Source organism: Streptomyces sp. N50 (assembly GCF_033335955.1).
Taxonomy (GTDB): domain Bacteria; phylum Actinomycetota; class Actinomycetes; order Streptomycetales; family Streptomycetaceae; genus Streptomyces.
The window spans coordinates 9,482,836-9,505,639 of record NZ_CP137549.1; the positions used below are offsets into that span (position 1 = coordinate 9,482,836).

The 22,804-nt window shown below is 70.3% G+C and carries 15 protein-coding genes and 1 pseudogene; 10 read left to right on the forward strand and 6 right to left on the reverse strand.

The window, feature by feature from the left end; translation table 11 throughout:
* Positions 1-10: 10 nt before the first annotated feature.
* The 3 genes from R2B38_RS42075 to R2B38_RS42085 all read left to right on the forward strand — a co-directional run bounded on the left by R2B38_RS42075 (position 11) and on the right by R2B38_RS42085 (position 3,790).
* Positions 11-1,570 carry an AbgT family transporter gene (locus R2B38_RS42075; protein ID WP_318021067.1) on the forward strand — a complete coding sequence of 520 codons (1,560 nt, stop codon included), beginning with the start codon at positions 11-13 and terminating at the stop codon, positions 1,568-1,570.
* A 35-nt stretch (positions 1,571-1,605) separates the two neighbouring features.
* Positions 1,606-2,790 carry a M20 family metallopeptidase gene (locus tag R2B38_RS42080; protein WP_318021068.1) on the forward strand — a complete coding sequence of 395 codons (1,185 nt, stop codon included), beginning with the start codon at positions 1,606-1,608 and terminating at the stop codon, positions 2,788-2,790.
* 259 nt (positions 2,791-3,049) lie between these two features.
* Complete coding sequence (locus R2B38_RS42085) at positions 3,050-3,790, forward strand: hypothetical protein (RefSeq protein ID WP_318021069.1); 741 nt, start codon at positions 3,050-3,052, stop codon at positions 3,788-3,790.
* A gap of 59 nt (positions 3,791-3,849) precedes the next feature.
* On the opposite strand, the gene R2B38_RS42090 is transcribed toward R2B38_RS42085, so the two are convergent.
* A complete protein-coding gene (locus R2B38_RS42090) occupies positions 3,850-5,070 on the reverse strand; it encodes a chitinase (protein WP_318021070.1) in 1,221 nt (406 codons plus the stop codon).
* A gap of 235 nt (positions 5,071-5,305) precedes the next feature.
* Here R2B38_RS42090 and R2B38_RS42095 point away from each other — a divergent pair, with 235 nt between their 5' ends.
* The 4 genes from R2B38_RS42095 (at position 5,306) to R2B38_RS42110 (ending at position 11,005) form a co-directional block, all read left to right on the forward strand.
* Complete coding sequence (locus R2B38_RS42095) at positions 5,306-8,680, forward strand: pyruvate carboxylase (protein ID WP_318021927.1); 3,375 nt, start codon at positions 5,306-5,308, stop codon at positions 8,678-8,680.
* 101 nt (positions 8,681-8,781) lie between these two features.
* Positions 8,782-9,381, forward strand: coding sequence for a cysteine hydrolase family protein (locus R2B38_RS42100; RefSeq protein ID WP_318021071.1), 600 nt, complete (start codon positions 8,782-8,784; stop codon positions 9,379-9,381).
* Positions 9,382-9,391: 10 nt separating this feature from the next.
* Entirely contained in the window at positions 9,392-10,300 is a 909-nt protein-coding gene (locus tag R2B38_RS42105; protein ID WP_318021072.1) for a GlxA family transcriptional regulator, read from the forward strand.
* Positions 10,301-10,390: 90 nt separating this feature from the next.
* Positions 10,391-11,005, forward strand: a complete 615-nt coding sequence (locus R2B38_RS42110; protein WP_318021073.1) for a DinB family protein — start codon at positions 10,391-10,393, stop codon at positions 11,003-11,005.
* 3 nt (positions 11,006-11,008) lie between these two features.
* Here R2B38_RS42110 and R2B38_RS42115 read toward each other — a convergent pair whose 3' ends face one another.
* The 3 genes from R2B38_RS42115 to R2B38_RS42125 form a co-directional block, all read right to left on the reverse strand.
* Entirely contained in the window at positions 11,009-12,499 is a 1,491-nt protein-coding gene (locus tag R2B38_RS42115; RefSeq protein WP_318021928.1) for an altronate dehydratase family protein, read from the reverse strand.
* A 176-nt stretch (positions 12,500-12,675) separates the two neighbouring features.
* Positions 12,676-13,554, reverse strand: coding sequence for an SMP-30/gluconolactonase/LRE family protein (locus R2B38_RS42120; protein WP_318021074.1), 879 nt, complete (start codon positions 13,552-13,554; stop codon positions 12,676-12,678).
* 104 nt (positions 13,555-13,658) lie between these two features.
* A complete protein-coding gene (locus tag R2B38_RS42125) occupies positions 13,659-14,591 on the reverse strand; it encodes a LysR family transcriptional regulator (RefSeq protein WP_318021075.1) in 933 nt (310 codons plus the stop codon).
* Positions 14,592-14,728: 137 nt separating this feature from the next.
* On the opposite strand from R2B38_RS42125, the gene R2B38_RS42130 reads away from it, so the two are divergent.
* Positions 14,729-15,931: a mandelate racemase/muconate lactonizing enzyme family protein gene (locus tag R2B38_RS42130; protein WP_318021076.1), complete on the forward strand. Its 1,203-nt coding sequence runs from the start codon at positions 14,729-14,731 to the stop codon at positions 15,929-15,931.
* Between the two features lie 33 nt (positions 15,932-15,964).
* Positions 15,965-16,723, forward strand: a complete 759-nt coding sequence (locus tag R2B38_RS42135) for an SDR family oxidoreductase (RefSeq protein ID WP_318021077.1) — start codon at positions 15,965-15,967, stop codon at positions 16,721-16,723.
* A 21-nt stretch (positions 16,724-16,744) separates the two neighbouring features.
* On the opposite strand, the gene R2B38_RS42140 is transcribed toward R2B38_RS42135, so the two are convergent.
* Both R2B38_RS42140 and R2B38_RS42145 read right to left on the reverse strand, forming a co-directional pair.
* The gene (locus tag R2B38_RS42140; RefSeq protein ID WP_318021078.1) at positions 16,745-19,075 is read right to left on the reverse strand and encodes a glycoside hydrolase family 95 protein; all 2,331 of its coding nucleotides are present in this window, start codon (positions 19,073-19,075) and stop codon (positions 16,745-16,747) included.
* Between the two features lie 43 nt (positions 19,076-19,118).
* Positions 19,119-20,269 (reverse strand): annotated as a pseudogene (locus tag R2B38_RS42145) (ROK family protein).
* A 405-nt stretch (positions 20,270-20,674) separates the two neighbouring features.
* On the opposite strand from R2B38_RS42145, the gene R2B38_RS42150 reads away from it, so the two are divergent.
* On the forward strand, positions 20,675-22,765 hold the full coding sequence (locus R2B38_RS42150) for a fibronectin type III domain-containing protein (protein ID WP_318021079.1): 2,091 nt from the start codon (positions 20,675-20,677) through the stop codon (positions 22,763-22,765).
* Positions 22,766-22,804 lie beyond the last annotated feature (39 nt).

The following is a 22,804-nucleotide window of genomic DNA, read 5'->3' on the forward strand; positions in this document are numbered from 1 at the left end:
AGAGGTACCGATGAGTGTCACCTCCGCTCAACCTCAGCCCCCGTCCACCGAGCCGCAGTCGAGAGTCCTGCGCACCGCGTTCCGTGGCCTGACGGCGATCGAGAAGGTCGGCAACAGACTCCCCAACCCCTTCTGGCTGTTCTGGATCCTCGCGGGAATCGTCGCCGTCCTCAGCGCCGTCCTGTCCGCGACCGGCCTGAGCGCCCTGCACCCCGGCACGCACGACACCATCAAGGTGCGGAACCTGCTCAGCAAGGACGGCCTCACCATGGCCGTCGAGGGAGCCGTCGACAACTACGCGGCCTTCCCGCCGCTGGCCACCATCCTCACCGTGATGTTCGGCATCGCCGTGGCCGAGAAGAGCGGACTGTTCTCCGCCCTGCTGCGCCGCATGGTCGCGCGCGTCCCGGGCAAGTACCTCACCTTCGCCCTGTCGATGACGGCCATGGTCAGCCATGTCGCCGGCGACGCGGCCTACGTCACGCTCATCCCGCTCGGCGCCCTGGTCTTCCGCGCGGCCGGCCGCAGCCCGGTCCTCGGCTGTGTCGTGGCCTACGTCTCGATCGCCGCCGGGTACGACGCCTCACCGTCGCTCACCACCACCGACGTCCTGCTGTCCGGGATCTCGACGGCCGCCGCGCACACCATCGACGCGCACTACGTCGTCACCCCGGTCGCCAACTACTTCTTCGGCCTCGGCTCGTCCGTTCTGGTCGCGCTGGTGATCACCCTCGTCGTCGACAAGGTCCTCGCCCGCCGCTCCGACCTCGAACCCGACGAGCCGGTCGCCGCGCTGGGCGCCGACGAGCTGGCGGAGATCGAGGTCACCGACCGGCAGCGGCGCGCCCTGCGCACGACCGGCCTGGTCGCCGTCGGCTTCCTCGCGTTCCTCGCGGCGGCGATGATCCCCTCGTCCTCACCCCTGCGCGGCGAGGGCGGCGGCATCGTCAATTCCCCGCTGATCGGCGGCATGGCACTCGTCCTCGGCGTCTTCTTCGCCGTGCTCGGCACCGTCTACGGCCGGATGACCGGCACCTTCACCGCCGCCCGCGACAGCATCGGCGCGATGGTCGACGGCACCCGCTCCATGGCGCCGATCCTCGTCCTGTTCTTCGCGATCGCCCAGTTCCTCGCCTACTTCAAGTGGACGAACATCGGCGACATCCTCGCGATCAAGGGCGCCGAGGCCCTGCGCGACCTGCACCTGCACGGCTGGACCGTGCTGGTCGGCATCGCCGTGCTGATCACCTTCATGAACCTCGTCATCACCAGCGGCTCGGCGCTGTGGGCCCTGGCCGCGCCGGTCCTCGTCCCCATGCTGATGCTCATCGGCATCGAGCCCGAGACCACCCAGGCCGTCTACCGCGTCGCCGACTCGGTCACCAACTGCGTGACCCCGATGAGCCCCTACTTCGTCATGGCCCTGGGTTTCATCCAGCAGTACCGCAAGTCCGCCGGCATCGGCACCCTGGCCTCCTTCACGATCCCGATCGCCGCCGTCGTGTGGGTGGTCTGGGTCGCGTTCTTCGTGGCCTGGTACCTGCTGGGCATCCCGCTCGGCATCAGCTGAACCCGCGTCCCCATCGTCGTACGAGAAGGCAGATCATGACCGTGTCACCCGCACCCGCCGCCCTCACCGCCCGCGCCCAGGAGGTCTCTTCGCGGATCGTCGAGGACATCCTGACCCTCGTCCGCCACGAGACCGGCAGCTACGACCTCCCCGGCCTCGCGAGCGGCCTGGACCTGCTGCGCGAGCTGACCGTCCAGCGGCTCGGCCCGCCCGACCACGAGGAGCGTCACCCCGGGGGCGAGTGCGGTGACACCCTCACCCTGACCTACGGCGGCACCGGCGCCGGGCATGTCGCGCTCGTCGGGCACTACGACACCGTGTGGCCGACCGGGACCCTCGCCGGATGGGAGCAGCCGGCGTTGGGTGAGGACGGGCGGGAGAAGCTCAGCGGGCCCGGCATCTTCGACATGAAGACCGGTCTGGCACAAGGGATCTGGGCGCTGAAGCTGGCCCGGGAGGGCGGTGTGCCGCTGCCCGCCGTCACCTTTCTCTTCAACGGCGACGAGGAGATCGGGTCCCTGTCCTCGCGGCCGGTGATCGAGGAGGTCGCGCAGAAGGTCGATGTCACGCTGGTGCTGGAGCCGAGCGCCCACGGCGCGGTGAAGACCGCCCGCAAGGGAACCGGGATCTTCCACGTCACCGCCACCGGCGTCGAATCGCACGCCGGGCTCGCGCCGCAGGACGGGGCGAGTGCGATCACCGCGCTGTCCGAGTTCGTGGTCGCCGCCGCGAAGGTGGCCGCGCCGGACAAGGGGACCACGATCAACACCGGGCTGTTCAAGGGTGGTTCGGCCATCAACGTCGTTGCCGGGCAGGCGACCGCCGGGGTCGACATCCGGGTCAGCAGCGCGGCCGAACAGGCCCGGGTGGACCAGGAGTTGGACGCCATCGAGCTGAGCGACCCGCGCGTCCGCATCGACATCGACCACGCCTGGAACCGGCCCCCGATGACCCTCAACGCGGCCTCCGCGCCACTGCTCGACCTCGCCCGCGAGGTCGCCCGTGAGCAGGGGCGTGCCCCCCTGCGCGACACGGCCGTCGGCGGCGCCAGCGACGCCAACTTCGTCGCCGCGCTCGGTCTGCCGGTGCTGTGCGGCATGGGGGCGGTCGGCGACGGGGCGCATGCGCAGGGGGAGTTCATCTACGTCGATACGGTGCCTGGGCAGACCGCGCTGGTCGCGGGGTTGCTGGGGCGGTTGGCGGAACCGTTGCGGGGCTGACCGGGTCGCGCTGGTCGCGGGGTTGCCGGGGCGACTCGCGGAACCGCTGCCGGGGTGACAGGGACGGGCGGGATGCCCTGCGTCGTGCCGGGCCGCGATGCTCGCCGAGCTGCCGGGACGACTCGCGCAACCGCTGGGGCACTGGGCCACGGTGGCCCACCCGCGCCGGACAGCCGCGGCCGGCCGGCCGGAACATCCGTGCGCCCGCAGGGGTGGGGCGAGTGAGGCAATGGGCCCCCGGCCGGGGACAATCGGTGCCATGACGGACGGTACGGACGGTAGAGACGACTCCGAGAGCCGCTTGGCCAGGATCGAGCGGCTCCTGGAGGACAGCCGGCGCGATGTGGAGCCCGCGTGGCGCCGGGTGACGCGCGGGGAGACGCGGTGGGCGGTGTCCGCCGTGATCCTGGTGGCGTTCGCCCTGCAGCTGATGCTGCCGCACCGGCTCGCCTTCCAGCCGTACTGGCTGCTGCCGGCCCTCGAACTCGCCCTGATGGTCGGCCTGTTCGTCGCCAATCCCCGGCGGATCGAGCCCGGCACACGGTGGCTGCGCTGGCCGAGCCTGGTCCTGACGGGCGTGATCAGCCTGGCCAACAGCTGGTCGGCGGCCCGGCTGGTGGTGGGCCTGGTCAGGGGCACCGAGGGTCTGGGCGCCGGGCCGCTGCTGCTGACCGGCGGCGCCATCTGGCTGACGAACGTCATCGTGTTCGCCCTCTGGTACTGGGAGTGGGACCGGGGCGGGCCGATGGCGCGGGTCATGGGACACCACCAGTACGCCGACTTCCTCTTCGTCCAGATGCAGAGCCCGGAGACCGCGCCGCCGGACTGGGAACCGGTGTTCCTGGACTACCTGTACCTGGCCTTCACCAACTCCACCGCCTTCAGCCCGACCGACGTGATGCCGCTCTCCCGCTGGGCGAAGATGCTGATGATGGGCCAGTCCACGGTCTCCGTGTCGATCGTCGTCCTGGTGGTGGCGCGAGCGGTCAACATCCTTTGACAGCACGGGAGTTGTGACTCGCGCGTGCTGTCAAAGGGATGTCGGACCTGCCGGCTCGGTCAGCAGGAACCCTCGTCCTGCCAGGGGCCCCACTGGGAGGCACCGGGCACCTCGTTCTGGGTCCACCACTTGGCCACCCAGTTGTGGTTGCCGTACGACACCTCGTTGCCCTGTGTGTAGACGGCCGTGGAACTCCACGCCGTCTTGCACGTACCGCCGGGGGTGGGTGTCGGGGTCGGCGTGGGTGTCGAGGTCGGCGGGGTCACGCCCGCGAACTGCACCGAGTACTTGGCGAAGTCCCAGGCGTTCTGCGCCACGCTGGAGCAAGTCCCGGACGTGGTACCGCCGTTGTCGACCGGGCTGCACTGACGGTCGCGGTTCAACGACCAGAACGTGAAGCGGTCCATGTTGTGGCTGGTGGCGTAGTTCAGGACGGTCTGGAAGTCCGCCTGGGTGAAGTACTCGCCGGTGTCGCTGCGGCCGTTCATGCCCGAGAAGCCCTCGTGGGCGTACGCGGTCGCCTGGTCCCAGCCGAACGTGGACTGCAGGATCGAGTTGAAGTTGGTGAGCGCGCTGGTCTGCGAGGCCGCGCCGTTGAAGCCGCCGTCGAACGGCATGATGGAGAAGTTGTTCGGCGTGAAGCCCTGCGACTTCGCTTCCAGCAACATCTGCTTTCCGAACCACCCGGTCCCGTCCGCCGTACCGGCCGTGGTCACGGAGACGTACAGGCCCGCGTTGTTCTGCTGGAGGATCTTGGCCGCGCCGATCTCGTTGTGGATGGCCGCCGTGTTCTCGTACTCCGGCTCCTCCAGGTCGAAGTCGATCGCGTGCAGGCCGTACTTGGTGATCACCTGCTGGTACGCCGCCGCGGTCGAGGCCGGGTCGGCGCAGGCCTGGCCGAGCTTGGTGCCGCCGTAGCCGCCGATGGAGACGGAGACGTCGCCGCCCTTGGCGCGGATCGTGTTGATGACCGACTGGACGGCGCTGTCCGAGGAGACCGGTGAGGTGCCGCCCCAGGTGGGGGTGCAGCCGCCGCCGTTGGGGGCGAGGACGAAGGCGAGCTGGAAGGCCTTGAGGCCGGTGGCGTCCATGATGGCGCCCGCGTCCGGCGGGTTGTTGTCCGTCGGCATCAGATAGGGGGCCGCGGCGTACCAGCGGTTGCTGAGCGCGGTGGCCGCGTCGGTGGCGCCCTGGGCGTTGGTCGCGACCAGCGCGGTCGTGCCCGCGGCGGCGGTCGTCACGGCGGCCGCCGCGACCAGACATGCACGAAGACGTGTCACGTTGTGCCTCCGGTGGGGATGGGGGAGGCGCCCAGCTTCTGGCGCTGTCGCGGTCACGTCAATGGATTGGACTGGACCAAAGCTCACTTTGGACTAGACCATACGATTTCTTTACCGTCGGCCCGGCGGACCGCTCGGCGCGACACGTTTGCGACTAGTGTCCCGGCTCACATGGCGTTATACGGGCGGCGCCGACACCATGGTGCACGTCATCGGCAGGCTGAAGGGATCGGGAATGTTCCGCAAGGTGCTGGTCGCCAACCGTGGAGAGATCGCGATCAGGGCGTTCCGCGCCGGCTATGAGCTGGGCGCGCGAACGGTCGCGGTCTTCCCGCACGAGGACCGCAATTCGCTGCACCGGCTCAAGGCCGACGAGGCCTACGAGATCGGCGAGCCCGGGCATCCGGTCCGCGCCTATCTCTCGGTCGAGGAGATCGTCCGCGCGGCCCGGCGGGCGGGAGCGGACGCGGTCTATCCCGGCTATGGGTTCCTCTCCGAGAACCCCGAACTCGCCCGCGCCTGCGAGGAGGCGGGCATCACCTTCGTCGGCCCCAGCGCCCACATCCTGGAGATGACCGGCAACAAGGCCACCGCGATCGCCGCCGCCCGCGCGGCCGGCGTCCCGGTGCTCGGCTCCTCGGCGCCCTCCACGGACGTCGATGAACTGGTGCGTGCCGCCGAGGAGATCGGCTTCCCGGTGTTCGTGAAGGCGGTCGCGGGCGGCGGCGGGCGCGGTATGCGCCGCGTCGAGGACCCGGCCACCCTGCGCGAGTCCATCGAGGCCGCCGCCCGCGAGGCCATGTCCGCGTTCGGCGACGCCACGGTGTTCCTGGAGAAGGCCGTCGTCGACCCCCGTCACATCGAGGTGCAGATTCTCGCCGACGGCGAGGGCAACGTCATCCACCTCTTCGAGCGCGACTGCTCGCTGCAGCGCCGCCACCAGAAGGTCGTCGAGCTGGCCCCCGCGCCCAACCTCGACCCCGCCCTGCGCGACCGGATCTGCGCCGACGCCGTCCGCTTCGCCCGCGAGATCGGCTACCGCAACGCGGGCACCGTCGAGTTCCTCCTCGACCCGGCCGGCAACCACGTCTTCATCGAGATGAACCCGCGCATCCAGGTCGAGCACACGGTCACCGAGGAGGTCACCGACGTCGACCTCGTGCAGGCCCAGCTGCGGATCGCCTCCGGCGAGACCCTCGCCGACCTCGGCCTCTCCCAGGAGACGGTCACCCTGCACGGCGCCGCGCTCCAGTGCCGGATCACCACCGAGGACCCCGCCAACGGCTTCCGCCCGGACACCGGCCGGATCAGCGCCTACCGCTCGCCCGGCGGCTCCGGCATCCGGCTCGACGGCGGAACCACCCACGCGGGTACGGAGATCAGCGCGCACTTCGACTCCATGCTGGTCAAACTCACCTGCCGCGGACGGGACTTCACCACCGCTGTCAACCGCGCCCGGCGCGCCGTCGCCGAGTTCCGCATCCGCGGTGTGGCCACCAACATCCCGTTCCTGCAAGCGGTGTTGGACGACCCGGACTTCCAGGCCGGGCGGATCACCACCTCGTTCATCGAGCAGCGGCCGCAGCTCCTGACGGCCCGTCAATCAGCCGACCGCGGCACCAAGTTGCTCACCTATCTGGCCGATGTCACGGTCAACAAGCCGCACGGTGAACGCCCCGACCTGATCGACCCGACCACCAAGCTGCCGCCGGTCCCGAGCACCGAACCCCCGGCCGGTTCACGGCAGTTGCTCGCCGAACTCGGCCCCGAGGGCTTCGCCCGCCACCTGCGCGAGTCGCCCACGATCGGCGTCACCGACACCACCTTCCGCGACGCCCACCAGTCGCTCCTGGCCACCCGCGTCCGCACCAAGGACCTCCTCGCGGTCGCCCCGGTCGTCGCCCACACCGTGCCCCAACTCCTCTCCCTGGAGTGCTGGGGCGGCGCCACCTACGACGTCGCGCTCCGCTTCCTCGCCGAGGACCCCTGGGACCGCTTGGCCGCCCTGCGCGAGGCCGTCCCCAACATCTGCCTCCAGATGCTGCTGCGCGGCCGCAACACCGTCGGCTACACGCCGTACCCGACCCAGGTGACCGACGCCTTCGTCCAGGAGGCCGCCGCCACCGGCATCGACATCTTCCGCATCTTCGACGCCCTGAACGACGTGGGCCAGATGCGCCCGGCCATCGACGCCGTACGCGCCACCGGAACGTCGATCGCCGAGGTCGCCCTCTGCTACACCTCGGACCTGTCCGACCCGGGCGAACGCCTCTACACGCTGGATTACTACCTCCGGCTGGCCGAGCAGATCGTCGAGGCAGGCGCCCACGTCCTCGCGGTGAAGGACATGGCGGGTCTGCTGCGGGCGCCCGCCGCCGCGACGCTCGTGTCCGCGCTGCGCCGAGAGTTCGGCCTGCCGGTCCACCTGCACACGCACGACACGGCGGGCGGCCAGCTCGCCACCTACCTCGCCGCGATCCAGGCGGGCGCGGACGCCGTCGACGGCGCGGTGGCCTCCATGGCGGGTACGACCTCGCAGCCGTCCCTCTCCGCGATCGTCGCCGCGACCGACTACTCAGAGCGCCCCACCGGCCTCGACCTCCAGGCCATCGGCGACCTTGAGCCGTACTGGGAGAGCGTCCGCAAGATCTACGCCCCCTTCGAGGCGGGCCTCGCCTCGCCCACCGGCCGCGTCTACCACCACGAGATCCCCGGCGGCCAGCTCTCCAACCTGCGCACCCAGGCCATCGCCCTCGGCCTCGGCGACCGCTTCGAGGACATCGAGGCGATGTACGCCGCCGCCGACCGCATCCTCGGCCACCTGGTGAAGGTCACCCCGTCCTCGAAGGTCGTCGGCGACCTCGCCCTGCACCTCGTCGGCGCCGGAGTGAGCCCCGCCGACTTCGAGGCGTCCCCCGACCGCTACGACATCCCGGACTCCGTGATCGGCTTCCTGCGCGGCGAGTTGGGCACCCCGCCCGGTGGCTGGCCCGAGCCGTTCCGCACCAAGGCACTCCAGGGCCGCGCCGACCCCAAGCCCGTCCAGGACCTCAGCCCGGAGGACCGTACGGCCCTCGACAAGGACCGCCGCGCCACCCTCAACCGCCTGCTGTTCCCCGGCCCCACCCGCGAGTTCGAGACCCACCGCCAGACCTACGGCGACACCAGCGTCCTCGACAGCAAGGACTTCTTCTACGGCATCCGGCCCGGCAAGGAGTACGCGGTCGACCTGGAGCCCGGTGTCCGTCTCCTGATCGAGCTGGAGGCCGTGGGCGAGGCCGACGAACGCGGTTTGCGCACGGTGATGTCCGCGCTGAACGGGCAGCTCCGGCCGATCCAGGTCCGTGACACCGCTGCCGCCTCCGACGTCCCCGTCACCGAGAAGGCCGACCGCGCCAACTCCGGCCATGTGGCTGCCCCGTTCGCGGGCGTGGTCACCCTCTCGGTCGAGGAGGGCGACGAGGTGGAGGCCGGTGCCACCGTCGCCACGATCGAGGCCATGAAGATGGAGGCGTCGATCACCGCGCCCAAGTCCGGCCGGGTGTCCCGCCTCGCCATCAACCGCATCCAGCAGGTGGAGGGCGGCGACCTGCTCGTCGAGCTGAGGTAGGCGATACGGCGACAGGCCGCTCAACCCGGTGACCGGATCGGTCCGGTCCCGGACCCGATGCGGCCTGTCGCCACCCCGCCCGTACGGCGCAGTCTGGGGACATGACCCGAGCACTGATCGTCATCGACGTCCAGGAATCCTTCCGCGCCCGCCCGCTGTGGGAGACCATCTCCGACCCGAAGATCGCCGAACAGGCGAACCGTCTGGTCCAGCTCGCCCGCCGGGCCGGTGACCTCGTGGTGTGGGTGCTGCACTCCGAGCCCGGCAGTGGTGACGTCTTCGACCCGGCCCTCGGCCATGTGCGGCTCATCGACGGACTGGAGCGCGCGGAGGGCGAGCCGCTCCTCCACAAGACCTCGCACAACGCCTTCACCACCACCAACCTGCAGCAGCTCCTCACCGAGCACGGCGTCCGCGAGCTCACCGTCTGCGGCATCCGCACCGAGCAGTGCGTCGAGACCACCACCCGCGTCGCGAGCGACTTCGGCTACCGGGTCACCTTCGTCACCGACGCGACCGCCACCAACCCCATCCCGCACCGCGACGCCCCCGCCGACCAGACCGTCGCCGAACTCCTCGCCGACCCCCGCACGCTCCCGGCCGACGAGATCATCCGCCGCACCGAGTACGCCCTCGCCGGCCGCTTCGCCACCATCGCGACGGTCGACGAACTGGAAGCCGCCGCCGCACATCAGGCATGATGACCGGATCGTGAGCCACGTCGTCTTCTTCCTGGTCCCCGGAGTCCACCTGCTGGACCTGGCAGGCCCCGCGCAGGTCTTCTCCACGGCGGCCGACTTCGGGCACCCGTACACGCTCTCCTACGTCGCCGAGCAGCCCCAGGTCACCAGCGCCCAGGGGCTGCCGCTGGCGGCCGGGCTCGACTGGCCCGAGCTCGGTCCCGAGGACCTGATCGTGGTGCCGGGATGGCGTGCCGTCACCCTGGCCGACGCACCCGCCATCGGCACTACGACGCTGCGGGCGCTCCGGGACCACCACGCCCGGGGCGGGACGGTGGCCAGCGTCTGCGCCGGAGCCGACGCGCTCGGCCGGGCCGGGCTCCTCGACGGCCGCCACTGCACCACCCACCACGACGTCCAGGACGAACTCGCCCTGCGCCACCCGAAGGCGACGGTCGTCCGCGACGTCCTGTTCACCACCGACGACCGGGTCATCACCTCGGCCGGCATCGCCAGCGGCATCGACCTCGCCCTGCACCTCGTCGCCACCCGGCACGGCCCCGCCGTGGCCGCGCAGATCGCCCGGGACATGGTCGTCTACGCCCGCCGCAACGGCCACGAACCGCAGACCAGCGCGATGCTCCGGCACCGCTCCCACCTCGACGACACGGTGCACCGCGCTCAGGACCTCATCGACACGCGCTTCGACGAGGCGCTTCCGCTGCCCGCTCTCGCCTCGGCCGTCGGCGTCAGCGAACGCACCCTGACCCGCCTCTTCGGCCGGGCCACCGGGCTCACCCCGCTGCGCTACCAGCAGACCCTGCGCCTCGAACGCGCCGAGCACCTCATCAGCCACGGCGCCACGGTCGACGCGGCCGCGCGGTCGGTCGGGTTCGAGGACGCCCGGATGCTGCGCCGACTGCGCGCCCGTACCCCGTAATCGAGGGGCGGTGGGGCGGGGACGCTGTTAGGTTGCCGGGTCGGCGGACCGCCGTACCGAAGCCCGACCGGCTTGCCTCAGGAGTGTCCAGTGATCCCACCTCGGCTGATTCCGCTGCTCGACCAGTTCGACTTCGCCTGCGAGCGCCTCTCCGGCCGGATGACAGGGCCCGTCATGGACAGCGGCGACGGGACGGACACCCGGGTCGGGCCCATGACCGACGCGGAGTACTTCTGGGAGCCGGTGCAGGACTGCTGGTCGGTGCGGCGGCGGACGGACGGCCCGGGTGCGCGGGCAACTGCTTTGACGGGACAGGGTGATTGGGGGCGCGACGCCGCCGCGTATCCGCATCCCTGGCCACCGCCCTTCACCACCATCGCCTGGCGGCTGAGCCATCTCGCCGAACTGCTGACCCTCCGGGCCGACCACACGGCCGGCAGCCACACGTTGACCCGGGAGGACTACGCCGTCAGCGGCGATGCCGTCGGTGGGATCGATGCCTTCGACGCCGGTGCGGGTGCCTGGCGGAAGGCGCTGGTGAGTGCCGGCGAGGCCGCGCTCGACACCGTCGGGTACTGCACCTATCCGCACGGCAGCGACGCGGAGGAGCCGTTCATCGACATCGTGTGGTGGGTCAACCAGGAAGTGCTGCATCACGGAGCCGAGATCGCCCTGCTGCGCGACCTGTACCGAGAGCGTGCTTGACCGTCACAGGACCGCTCCCATGCGCCAGGGGACGATCTCCTCCGTCCCGAAGCCGAGTGCCTCGGACTTGCTCTCGGCGCCCGACGCCATGTCCACGAGGGCCTCGAACAGGGCGGTGCCGTACGTGAGTTGACCGGTGTGGCTCATCGCGGGCCCGGCGTCGAAGTCGATGTCGCCGCGCATCCGGTCGTACAGCCCGCTGGTGGTGCTGACCTTGAGGCAGGGGACGGGACGGGAGCCGAACAGCGAGCCGCGGCCGGTGGTGAAGGCGAGCAGGTTGGCGCCGCCGGCGACCATGCCGGTGGCCGACACCGGGTCGTAGCCGGGGGTGTCCATGAAGGTGAGGCCCGGCGCGGTGACCGGCTCCGCGTATCCGACCACGTCGTTCAGCGGGGTGGTCCCGGACTTGAGTACGGCGCCGAGGGACTTCTCCCAGATGGTCGTGATGCCGCCGGCCCGGTTGCCGCGCGACGGGTTGTTGTCGAGGGTCGCGCCGCCCGCGGCCGTGTACTCCTGCCACCAGGCGATGAGTTGGTCGATACGGGCCGCCGCCTCCGAGGTTGATGCCCTGTCCCGTAGGAGGTGGTGGGCGCCGTAGATCTCCGGGGTCTCGCCGAGCACGACCTTGCCGCCCGCCGCGACGAGGAGATCCGCCGCCACGCCGAGTGTGGGGTTGGCGGTCAGCCCGGAGTAGGCGTCGCTGCCGCCGCACTGGAGGCCGAGGGTGAGTTCGGCGAGCGGGATCGGGACACGGTGTGTCCGGGTGATGCGGGAGACCAGGTCCGCGATGCGGTCGAGCGCCGCGTTCAACGTGGCTGCGGTGCCGCCGAGTTGCTGGATGGCGAGGGTCTCCGCGTCCACACCGCCGCCAAGGATGTTCTCCGGCTGGTTCACCTCGCAGCCGAGGCTGATCAGGAGGGCGCCCGCGACGTTGGCGTGGCCGAGATAGCCGCGCAGGGTGCGGCGCAGAACGGCGTCCCCTTCAGTGCCCTCCGCCATTCCGCAGCCGAGGTCGTGCGGGAGCGCGATGACGCCGTCGAGGCCCGGTGTTCCCTGGTGCAGGGCGTCGGCGCGCAGGGCGATCATCCGGGCCACCGTGGCGGAGCAGTTCACGGTCGGGACGACGACGAGGTAGTTCCGGGTGGCCGCACGTCCGTCCAGCCGGCGGTATCCGAGGAAGTGGTCGCGGGTGGGGGAGACCCGAGTCGGCGGGGTGCGCCTTGACGACGGGCGCGCGGCCGGCTCCTCCCACCGGCCGATTCCCAGGTTGTGCACGTGGACGTGCCCGCCCGCCGGGATGTCGGCCAGGGCGACGCCGATGACCTCGCCGTACTTGCGGACCGGTGCGCCCTTGGGGATGCCGTGCAGCGCGACCTTGTGTCCGGCGGCGATGTCCCCGGCGGCCGGTGTCGTGCCGTCGGGGAGTTCGAGGGGCGTTCCCTCCGGCACGTCGCTGAGGAGCAGCCCGATGTCGTCCACGCCGGGACGTGGCACCAAGGGCCTGACGGTTGCCGCCGGTTCCGGTTCCACTGCGTCACGACGTTCATGGTTCACGTGATCGACCGTAGGACGCCAACACCCCGCAGGGGAAAGACGGTTATCGATGGTCCGTCATCCGGAATACGAATACGCGGTGCCCCGAGGGGAGTTGGGCCAGCGGGGGAGCCAGGTCAGGCGCGGAACGGCCGGACCGGAACCCCCTCCGTCCCGGTCTCGACGACGAACACGGAGCCGGACAGCGGGGAGTTGGCCAACTCCTCGGCGGACAGGCCGTTTCGCGCGGAGGTGATGAACAGGCGGCCGTCCGCGCCGAAGGCACAACTCGTCGGCTGGAGCACGGGCACCGGGACCAGTCCCACGACGCGGCCCGTCGGGTCGTAGCGCCGGACCTCGCGTCCTCCGTGCATGGCCACCCAGAAGCACCCCTCCACGTCGACGGCGAGGCCGTCGGGTACGCCGACTCCCGCGGTCCTGGTCAGCACCTCCAGGTGGCCGAGTTCGCCCGGCTCGGCGTGGAAGTCCGCGCGGTACAGGAGGTTGGCGTAGCTGTCGGCGAGGTACATGACGGTGTCCTCGGCGTTCCAGCCGAGCCCGTTCGGCAGGACGAGGCCATCCGCGACGACGACGCTCGGGCCGTCGCCGTCCCACCGGTGCAGTCGGCCCTGGCCCGGGGCGAACTCCATGTCGTTGCTGCCGGCCCAGAACCTGCCGCGGGAGTCCACCTTGCCGTCGTTCATGCGCAGGTTCGGCGCGGGCAGGACCGGATCCACCAGGGTCAGCCCGTCGCCGGTGACGTATCCGAACCCGTCCGCCACCGCGACGGCGAAACCGTCGTCCGTCGCGCGCGGTGCCACCGCCCCGATCATCGTGCCGACATCGGTGACAGACTGTCGACCTGTGGACAGGTTGTTTTGAAAAATCCTGCGGCCGTAGATGTCGACCCAGAGGAGATGCCCGGTGCGGGGATCGAACACCGGCCCCTCACCCACGTCCGAGGTGTCACTGCGCACCGCCACTTCCAGATTCGCGTACATGCGGACATCGGCCATCGCGACTCCATTCGTTTTCCCTCAACCTGGCCCCGTTCGCCCGTGATCGTCAACGCTGATCAGCGGATGTGGGGCATTCGTTCCGCGAATGGAACCGGGCCGCGTCACACCGGTGGAACGGCGGTCGTGCCTTCGGGCCTCGGTGCCTTTACGACCGCTCGGATGAACGCCTGGGCGGCCGCGCCCAGCGGTCGTTCCGAGTGCCACCAGATTCCCACGTCCCGATAGCGGTTGAGATGCTGAATCGGGCGCATTTCCATTCCTTCACGGAGAATCATCACCGCGCCCAGATAGTTGATGATGCCGATTCCGTGTCCCGCCCGGACCATCGCGCCGAGAGTGGTCGGCTGATGCGAGACGGTTCCGGAGGGCGCGACCAGGTCCTTGATGCTCAGCTCGACCTCCGCCTCATATCCGACGACGGTATTGGCGAGCGGATCGCCGATCGTGATGACGCGTTGGTCCGCGAAGTCGGCCAGTTCGATCTCGCTCTTCTTGAGCAGCGGATGACCGGTCGGGGCGAGCATGACGAAGGGTTCCCGCCACAACGGGCGCATGGTGAAGCCGTGGTCGTGGGGCTCGGGCCGGACCGGGCGCAGGGCCACCGAGACCCGGCGCTCGGACAGCGCCGCCTCGATGAAGCCCGCGTCCCCGTCCAGGACCGCCACCCGGATCCGCGGATGCTCCTTCTGCAGCGCGGTGATGACCGAAGGGAGGAATTCGGAACTCCCGCTGGCGAAACTCGCGACCGTGACGGTTCCGGAGATGTCGCCCCGGTCGGTCTGGCGGGCGGTGACCAATTCATCGGCGGCGGCCAGAACCGACCGCGCCCGGGCCAGCAGAGCGCGCCCGTCGTCGGTGAGGGTGAGCGGCCGGATACGGCGTTCGATGAGCAGACAGCCGAGTTCGCGTTCCAGATTCGCGATGTGCGCCGAGACGCGAGGCTGCGACAGATGCAGCTTTTCGGCCGCTCTGGTGAAACCGCCGGTATCCACGACCTCGACCCAGGTACGCAACCAAGCCAGTTCGAGTGTCATTGACCGAACCTCCTCTCCTCGCGGCCGGACCGCTGTCGGCGGTGAATTCCCGCTGACGGCTTGTCATCTGCGCGGCAGATCATGTGTATTCGTATTTCGCTGTTGACGAGTTCCGGCGGCCATGGCCGACTGGAACAATGACCGATCAGACTTCTTTCGGCACCGCCCGCGGGCTGCTGTCCGCGCACGGAGCGGACCTTCTTCGCGGCGACGACGGTGCCGTGATCACCTCCGTGGAGACCTACGCCCTCGCCGTGCCCCTGAAGCGGCCCATCGCCGACTCCACGGCCGCCATGGCGCACTGGACGGTGCCCGTGGTCGAGATCCGCACCGCCGACGGCCTGGTCGGGACGGGGATCTCCGGCGTCCACTGCGCTCCCGAACTCCTCTCCGACGTGATCCTCTCCTACTATGCCGACGCCCTCCTGGACACCTCGTCGGAGGACATCCTGGGCACCTGGAAGCGCCTCTACTGGCTGCCCACGCACTGGATCGGCCGGGCCGGCGTCGTCCACATGGCGCTCGCCATGGTCGACATCGCCCTCTGGGACCTCGCCGCACAGCGGGCCGGGATGCCCCTGTGGCGCCTCCTCGGCGGCACCCAGGAGAGCGTCGAGGCGTACAACACCGACGGCGGCTGGCTCAACCTCACCGACTCCGAACTGGTCCGCGATCTCACCTCGTTGGTCGACCACGGCTGGTCCCGGGTGAAGATCAAGGTGGGGCGCTCCGACTGGCGCGAGGACGCCCGGCGCGTACGCGCGGTCCGGCGGGCGCTCGGCGACGACGTGACGCTGATGTGCGACGCCAACCAGCGCTGGGACCTGTCGACGGCGAACCAGATCATGCCGGTCCTGGAAGAGGCGGCCATGGACTGGGTCGAGGAGCCGGTCCACGCCGACGACCTCCAGGCCCACGCCCGCCTCCAGTCGTCGACCCGGCTGGACGTGGCGGCCGGCGAAAGCATCTACTCGTACCACCAGTTCGCCTCCTTCATGGCCGCCGACGCCATCCGCGTCGTCCAGGCCGACGTCACCCGGGTCGGCGGTGTCACCGAGTTCCTCCAGATCGCGGCGCACGCGGCGGCACGGGGCCTGCGGTTCGCACCGCACGCCGGCGACATGATGCAGGTGCACCAGCACCTGGTGGGCACCGTCCTCTCGGAGGTGCCGCCCCTCGTCGAGTTCATCCCCTGGACGCAGGAGGCCTTCGTCGAGCGCAGCGTCGTACGCGAGGGACTCATGGAGCGTCCGCACGGACCGGGCGCCTCGACCGCGATCGACCCGGCCGCGCGTGTCCGCTGGCAGATCCCCGGCGTGGGCTCGGCCAGGACCCTCTGAGACCCCCGCCCCTCCACCGACGGAAGGAACGAGATGTCCGAGTCGCCCCTGAGGCACACCGAGGAGCGCGTGGCCGTCGTCACCGGCGCGGGCCAGGGAATCGGGCGCGCCATCGCCGTGGCCCTCGCCGCCCGTGGCGTACGGGTCGTCGTCACCGACCGCAACACCGAGACCGGCACCGCCGTCGCGAAGGAGGTCGGCGGCGAGTTCCTGCCCCTGGACGTCTCCGACCCCCGGGCCGTGGCAGGCGTGGCGGGGGAGGTCGTACGACGCTTCGACCGCGTCGACGTCCTGGTCAACAACGCCGGCATCGCCCACGAGGACGACGCCCTCGACGTGACGGACGAGGTGTGGCACCGCGTCCTCGACGTCGACCTGACCGGCACCTTCGTGGCCTGCCGCGAGTTCGGCCACCACTTCGTGCGCGGGGGGTCCGGTTCGATCGTGAACATCTCCTCCATCGCCGCCTTCATCGGCTCGAACCCCGAGTACCACGTCGCCTACGACGTCGCGAAAGCCGGCGTCTCCCAGCTCGCGCGGTCCCTCGCGGTCGAGTGGGCGCAGTACGGGGTGCGGGTCAACGCCGTAGCGCCGGGCCGGACCCGCACCCCCATCCTCGACACGGTCGGGATGGACGATCCGCGGCGGATGACGCGGTGGATCGACCAGATCCCGATGGGCCGCCTGCTGGAGGCGGAGGAGATCGCGGCCGCCGTCACGTTCGTCGCCCTCGACGCGACCGCCATGACCGGCCAGACCCTCCTCGTCGACGGCGGTCAGATCGCCCAGTGACCCGGTCACCGACGCTTGCCCTCAGCCGACACCGAGGGCAAGCGTCTCTCCCTCGGCGAGCCGGACTTCGAGGAGATCGGCGCCGTAGCGCACCCGCATGTCCGCAGCCCGTGACGCCCGGATCGAAGCGGAGGCCAACTCCCCGTCGCGCCAACGGACATCCACCGTGAGACCGCCCCGGGCCCGCAGTCCGCACACGCTTCCGTCCGGCCAGTCGGCGGGCAGCGCGGGGAGCAGTTCCACGTCCCTGCCGTCCGACTGGAGCAGCATCTCGGCGACTCCCGCCGTGCCGCCGGAGTTGCCGTCGAAGGAGTAGATGTTCTGCGCCGCGCCCGCCACCCCGCCGGCGGAGTACGTCATCAGGTTCGCCTCACTGGCGTCCGCGATCAGGCTGGTGAGGTGCTTCAGGGCCGCGTCGCCGTCGAGGAGACGGGCGTAGTAGACGGTGAAGTCGGCCTCGACCCACTCGGTCTGCTCCCAGCCGGGCGCCTGTTGCCTGCGCTCGATGGTGACCTCGGCGGCGCGTGCGAGGTCCGGTGTGCCGCGCGGGGTGATCTGGCGTTCTGGGAACAGCGCGCTGAGATGGGAGGTGTGCCGGTGGCTCGGCTCGGCCTCGTCGTAGTCGTGCAGCCATTCCATCACCTGACCGTGCCGCCCGATCCGCAACGGCGGCAGCCGACGGCGCGCGGCGGCGATCCTGGTCCTCAACTCGGCGTCGACACCGAGCAGTTCGGCACTCTCCGCGCAGATCCGCAGCACGGCCTCCATGAACACCCGGTCCGCGGTGGCGCCCATGGACACCGAACATCGGCTGCCGTCGGGGGCGAGATACCAGTTCTCCGGGGACTCCGACGGCCCGGTGACGAGCAGGCCCTGCTCCGGCTCCTCGACCGCGTAGCCGAGGAGGAACTCGGCGGCCCCGCGCAGGATCGGATACGCGCGCTCGCGGAGGAACGTCTCGTCGCGGCCGTACTCGAAGTGCTCCCACAACTGGAGCGCGAGCCAGGCCCCACCGGTCACGTTCATGCCCCAGCCGATGCCGGAACCGGGTGCCGTGTACCCCCACGCGTTGGTCACCGTGTGCGCGACCCAGCCCGGCGCGCCGTACAACTCCTCGGCGGTTGCCCGGCCTTGGTCCGCCAGGTTCTCCAACAGCCGGAACAGCGGCTCGTGGCACTCGGCCAGATTGGTCGACTCGACCGCCCAGTAGTTCTGTTGGGTGTTGATGTCGAGGTGGAAGTCGTTCGTCCAGGGCGCGCTGCTCGCCAGACCGTCGTTCCACAGACCCTGCAAGGCAAGCGGCAGCGGGGAGTTGGCGCGCGAGCCGGCCATCGTCAGGTAGCGGCCGAACTGGAAGTAGAGCGCGATGAGTTCGGCGTCGGCCTTCCCGGAGGCGAGCCGCTCGCGGCGGGCGTCGGTGGGCAGAGCGGTGAGGTCGGGTGACGCCGAACCGAGGTCGAGGGAGACCCGTCGCATCAGCGTCCGGTGGTCCGCGATGTGCGCCGCACGCACCGACTCGTAACCGGCCTCCAGGCCTGCGGACAGCAGTGATTCCGCGCTCGCTCGCGGGTCCGCTCCCGCCCAGTCGGTTCCTACGACGACGTAGACGACCGCGCTGTCGGCACCCTTCAGGTGAAGCGTGTCTTCCGTGCGGTGCGCGGTGCCCCCTTCGGCTTCCAGGTGGGCGCGGATTTCGAGCGCTACGCCCTGCCGGCCGTCGCTGTGGAGGCTCTCGTATGCGTGGCCGTTGAAGGTGACGGACGAGTCCGTGGCGGTCGTGGCGCCGGGGAGTATGCCGTCCCGGACCGAGAGGGTGAAGGCGAGCGATCCGGGACGGTCCGCGGTGAGGCGGATCGCGATCAGGCCATGAGGGTTGGTGGCGAACACCTCGCGGGTGAAGCGGACTTCGTCCTGCGTGTACGTGACCGTGACGAGGCCCGTGTCCAGGTCCAGCGTCCGCCGGTAGCCGTGGGCCGGAGTCCCGTCAGGGAAGGCGACTTGCACTTCCGGGAGGGGCAGGTTCGTCCCGAACGACGGTGCCCTGCCCGGGAGATGCTCGGCCGCGAGCCGTTGCGCCTCGGCGTGGTCTCCCGCGAAGAGGAGTTCGCGGATGTGTGGGACCTGCTGCCGGGCGGTCGGATTCAGGTCTGTCGTGGAGGGGCCGCCCGACCACGCCGTCGACTCGGAGAGTTGTATCCGCTCCCGGTCGGTGCCGCCGTAGATCATGCCGCCCAGACGGCCGTTGCCGATGGGGAGGGCCTCGAACCAGCGGGTGGCGGGGCGGTCGTAGCGGAGGGTTCCGGGTGGGACGCGGACCTCGCGGAAGGTCTGGTCGGAGGAGGCTTTCAGCATGGCGTTCACCTTCAGGACGGTGTGAAAGGGGCGGCCCGCAGGGCTACTTGGCGGGCGCGAAGACGTGCTGCGCGGCCACGGCGGCGCCTCCGCGGGCCCATTCCTCGAAGGGGAGGGGCGGACGACGAGGTCGCAGTCGGCCGCGGCGCCGAAGGCCCGGGCGGCGAAGGTGGTGCGGATCTGGTCCTCGTAGAGGTCGTAAGTGGCCACGCCCTCACCGGAGATGATGATGCGTTCCGGGCCGATGAGGTTGGCCACGGAGGCCAGGGCCAGGCCCAGGGCGTGGCCGGCCCTGGCGAAGACCGCGCGGACGTCGGCGTTGCCGGCATGGGCGAGGCGGACCGCGCCGTCCATCGTCAGCGCCGGGTCGCCCGTCGCCCGGCGGGCCTGTTCCGTGATGGCCTGGGTGGAGGCGACGGCCTCGACGCAGCCGGTGTTGCCGCAGGTGCACACCCGGTCGGTGCCGCCCACGGGAAGGTGGCCGACCTCCCCCGAGACGCCGTGCGCGCCGGAGACGACTCGGCCGCCGATGGAGATGCCGCAGCCGATGCCCGCGCCGACGGTGACCAGGGCGAAGGACGACAGCCCGACCCCGACGCCGAACCACTGCTCCGCGACGGTCAGGGCGCGGACGTCGTTCTCGATGACGGTCGGCAAGTCCGTTGCCGTCTCCACGAGTTGGGCCAGGGGTACGCGGCGCCAGTTCAGGAAGGGGGAGTACTGCACGGTCCCGGTGTGGCCGTCGACGTCCCCGGAGATCGTGACGCCGATGCCATGGAGCGCGCCCGGTGCGTGCGGCGCCGCCTTCGCGTTCAGCTGGTCGACCAGCCGGGCGACGGCCAGGACGACCGTACCGACGTCGCGTGAACCGAGTACGGCCCGCGCGGTCGCCAGGGGCCGTGCGGTCAAGTCGGTGAGTGTGCCGATGAGTTCGTCACCGGTGATCTTCACGCCCACGAAGCGGGCGCGCTCGCCTCGTACCGCGATGAGCGTGGCCGGCCGGCCCTGGGTGCGCTCGGTCGAGCGGCCCAGCTCGTTGATCCAGCCGTCGGTCAGCAGAGGAGTGGCGACCTTCGTGACCGCGCCCGGCGACAGGCCGGTACGGCGCCCGATCTCGGCGCGGGTGAGCGGGCCGTGGGCGAGGAGGGTCTGGAACAGCAGAGCGGCCGCGGGTGGCTGATCGGCGAGCGTCATGCGGTGACCATACATTTCCATTGGAAAAGAAGAAAGAAGAAGGATCGCGGTGTTCTGCGTCCGTCTTCCTCACTCATCGCCCGAATCCCGGTCCATTCCTTCCACGAATATCGATGATTCGCGCTGCGCAATATGTTGACGCTGGAAGAAAAGCCTGGCTACATTCGCGGCACCTCACGACAGGTGGATGGGACGTCCACCGACGCAGGTGGCGGCCGGTCTCCTCCTCGACCGGCCGCGTACGTCATCGCGGGCTGCGCTCTCCAACAGGCGTCGCCTTACGGCCACTTGGGCGGATCCGAACGCCCACTCACCAATTCCCCATGCGGCTGACCGTGCAAGGGGCACCTTCCGGTCCTTCCCAGGGCCCCGCCGTGCCTTTTCGCGCCGAGACGGAGTAAACACATGGCTCGTCCAGCAGGATCCGTATCCGCCGTACGCCACAGACTCCGTGCGGGCGGTGCGCGCCTTGGGCACCTGCCCGTCCTGGCCGCCACCGCACTCGTGGTGTCCCTCGCGGCACCCACCGCCGCGTCGGCGACGGACTCCATCCCGGCGCCGACGAGCGCGGGCCACCAGCAGGCCGTCCTCGCCGCCAAGCCGTACATGGGCTGGAGCAGTTGGAGCCTGGAGGCCACCGGCTATCCCGGCTACGGCGGGGTCGGCTGGCTCACCGAGGCGCACGTCAAGGAGCAGGCCGACGTGGTCGCCTCGAAGCTCAAGTCCCACGGCTACGAGTACATCAACGTGGACGCGGGGTGGGTGAACGGCTTCGACCAGTACGCCCGGCCGAAGCCGAACGCCACCACCTTCCCGCACGGCATGAAGTCCCTGGGCGACTACCTCCACCACAAGGGCCTCAAGTTCGGGCTGTACCTGGCCGTCGGCCTCGACCCCGCCGCGTACGGCGACGGGACGACCGCGATCCACGACGCCCCCGGCTGCACCACCTCGGACATCGTCTATCCCGACCTGCGCAAGACCAACGGGTGGAACTCCGCGTACAAGATGGACTTCACCAACCCCTGCGCCCAGAAGTACATCGACTCCCTCGCCGATCAACTGGCGGGCTGGGGTGTGGACTTCCTCAAGGTCGACGGGGTGGGCCCGGGCTCGGCGCAGGGAGGCGCCGACCACGACAACACCCCGGACGTGAAGGCCTGGCACGCCGCGCTCCAACAGGCAGGCCGCCCCGTCCAGTTGACGCTGTCCTGGTCGCTGAGCCACACCCGGGCGGCGACCTGGAAGGCCAACTCCAACGGCTGGCGCATCGACACCGACGTCGAGTGCTACTGCGACACGCTGGTGACCTGGGACAACTCCCTGAAGGTGCGCTGGAACGACGTCGTGCAGTGGATCGACGACGCCGGGCCCGGGCACTGGAACAACCTCGACTCCCTGAACGTCGGAGTCGGCGCCATGGACGGTCTCACCGAGGCCGAGCGGCAGAGCTACGCGACCCTGTGGGCCATCGAGTCGGCACCGCTCTACTCGGGTGACGACCTCACCAAACTCGACGCGTACGGGCTGAAGCTGCTCACCAACGACGAGGTCATCGCCGTGGACCAAGCCGGCCATCCGGCGCGGCCGGTGAGTCAGACCACGAACCAGCAGACCTGGTACGCCCGTAATCCCGACGGCAGTTACACCGTCGCGCTCTTCAACCTGGGTTCCAAGGCCGCCGATGTGACCGCGGACTTCGCCGACTTGGGCATCAGCGGTGCTGCCTCGGTCCGTGACCTGTGGCAGCACAAGAACCTCGGCCGTGTCTCCGGGCATCTGACGGAGAGTCTGCCGGCGCACGGCTCGCGGCTGTTCACCTTCACGCCGAACCGGCAGGGCGCCAACCCCGGTACTCCGCTGGGCGTGCACGGCACCGCCTCCACCGCGACGAGCGTCTCGCTGGCCTGGGACAAGGTCAACACCGGTGCCTCACCCGTCAGCCGCTACACCGTCTACGCCGACGGCCGACCGGTGACCACCAGCACCGGTACCACGGCCACCGTCACGGGCCTGAGCGCGGCCAACGCGCACACCTTCACGGTCGTAGCCCGCGATGCCAAGGGCCGAACCTCAGCTCCCAGCAAGGCAGTTGGCGTCACCACGCCCGCATCCGGCGGTCCGACCGCCTACGAGGCCGAGGCCTCCGGCAACACGCTCACCGGCAACGCCGTCGTCGCGGGCTGCGACGGCTGCTCCGGCGGGCAGAAGGTCGGCAATCTCGGTGGCGGTGAGGTGGCCGTCAACCACGTCAGCGCGCCGAAGGACGGCACGTATCTGCTGAAGCTGGACTACGTGGACGGCGACTCAAGTCGCGTCATCGACCTGACCGTTGGCGACACCACGCTCCAGATCCCGGTGCCCGGCAGCAACGACAACAACTGGGGCGCCCCGCAGTCGCTCACCGTCCCGGTGCCGCTGAAGGCCGGGGACAACACGCTCCGCTTCGGCGACGCGACCGACTACGCGCCCGACATCGACAAGATCACCGTCTGACCCGTCAGTTCGTACCGCACGAATCCGTACCCGCACGAA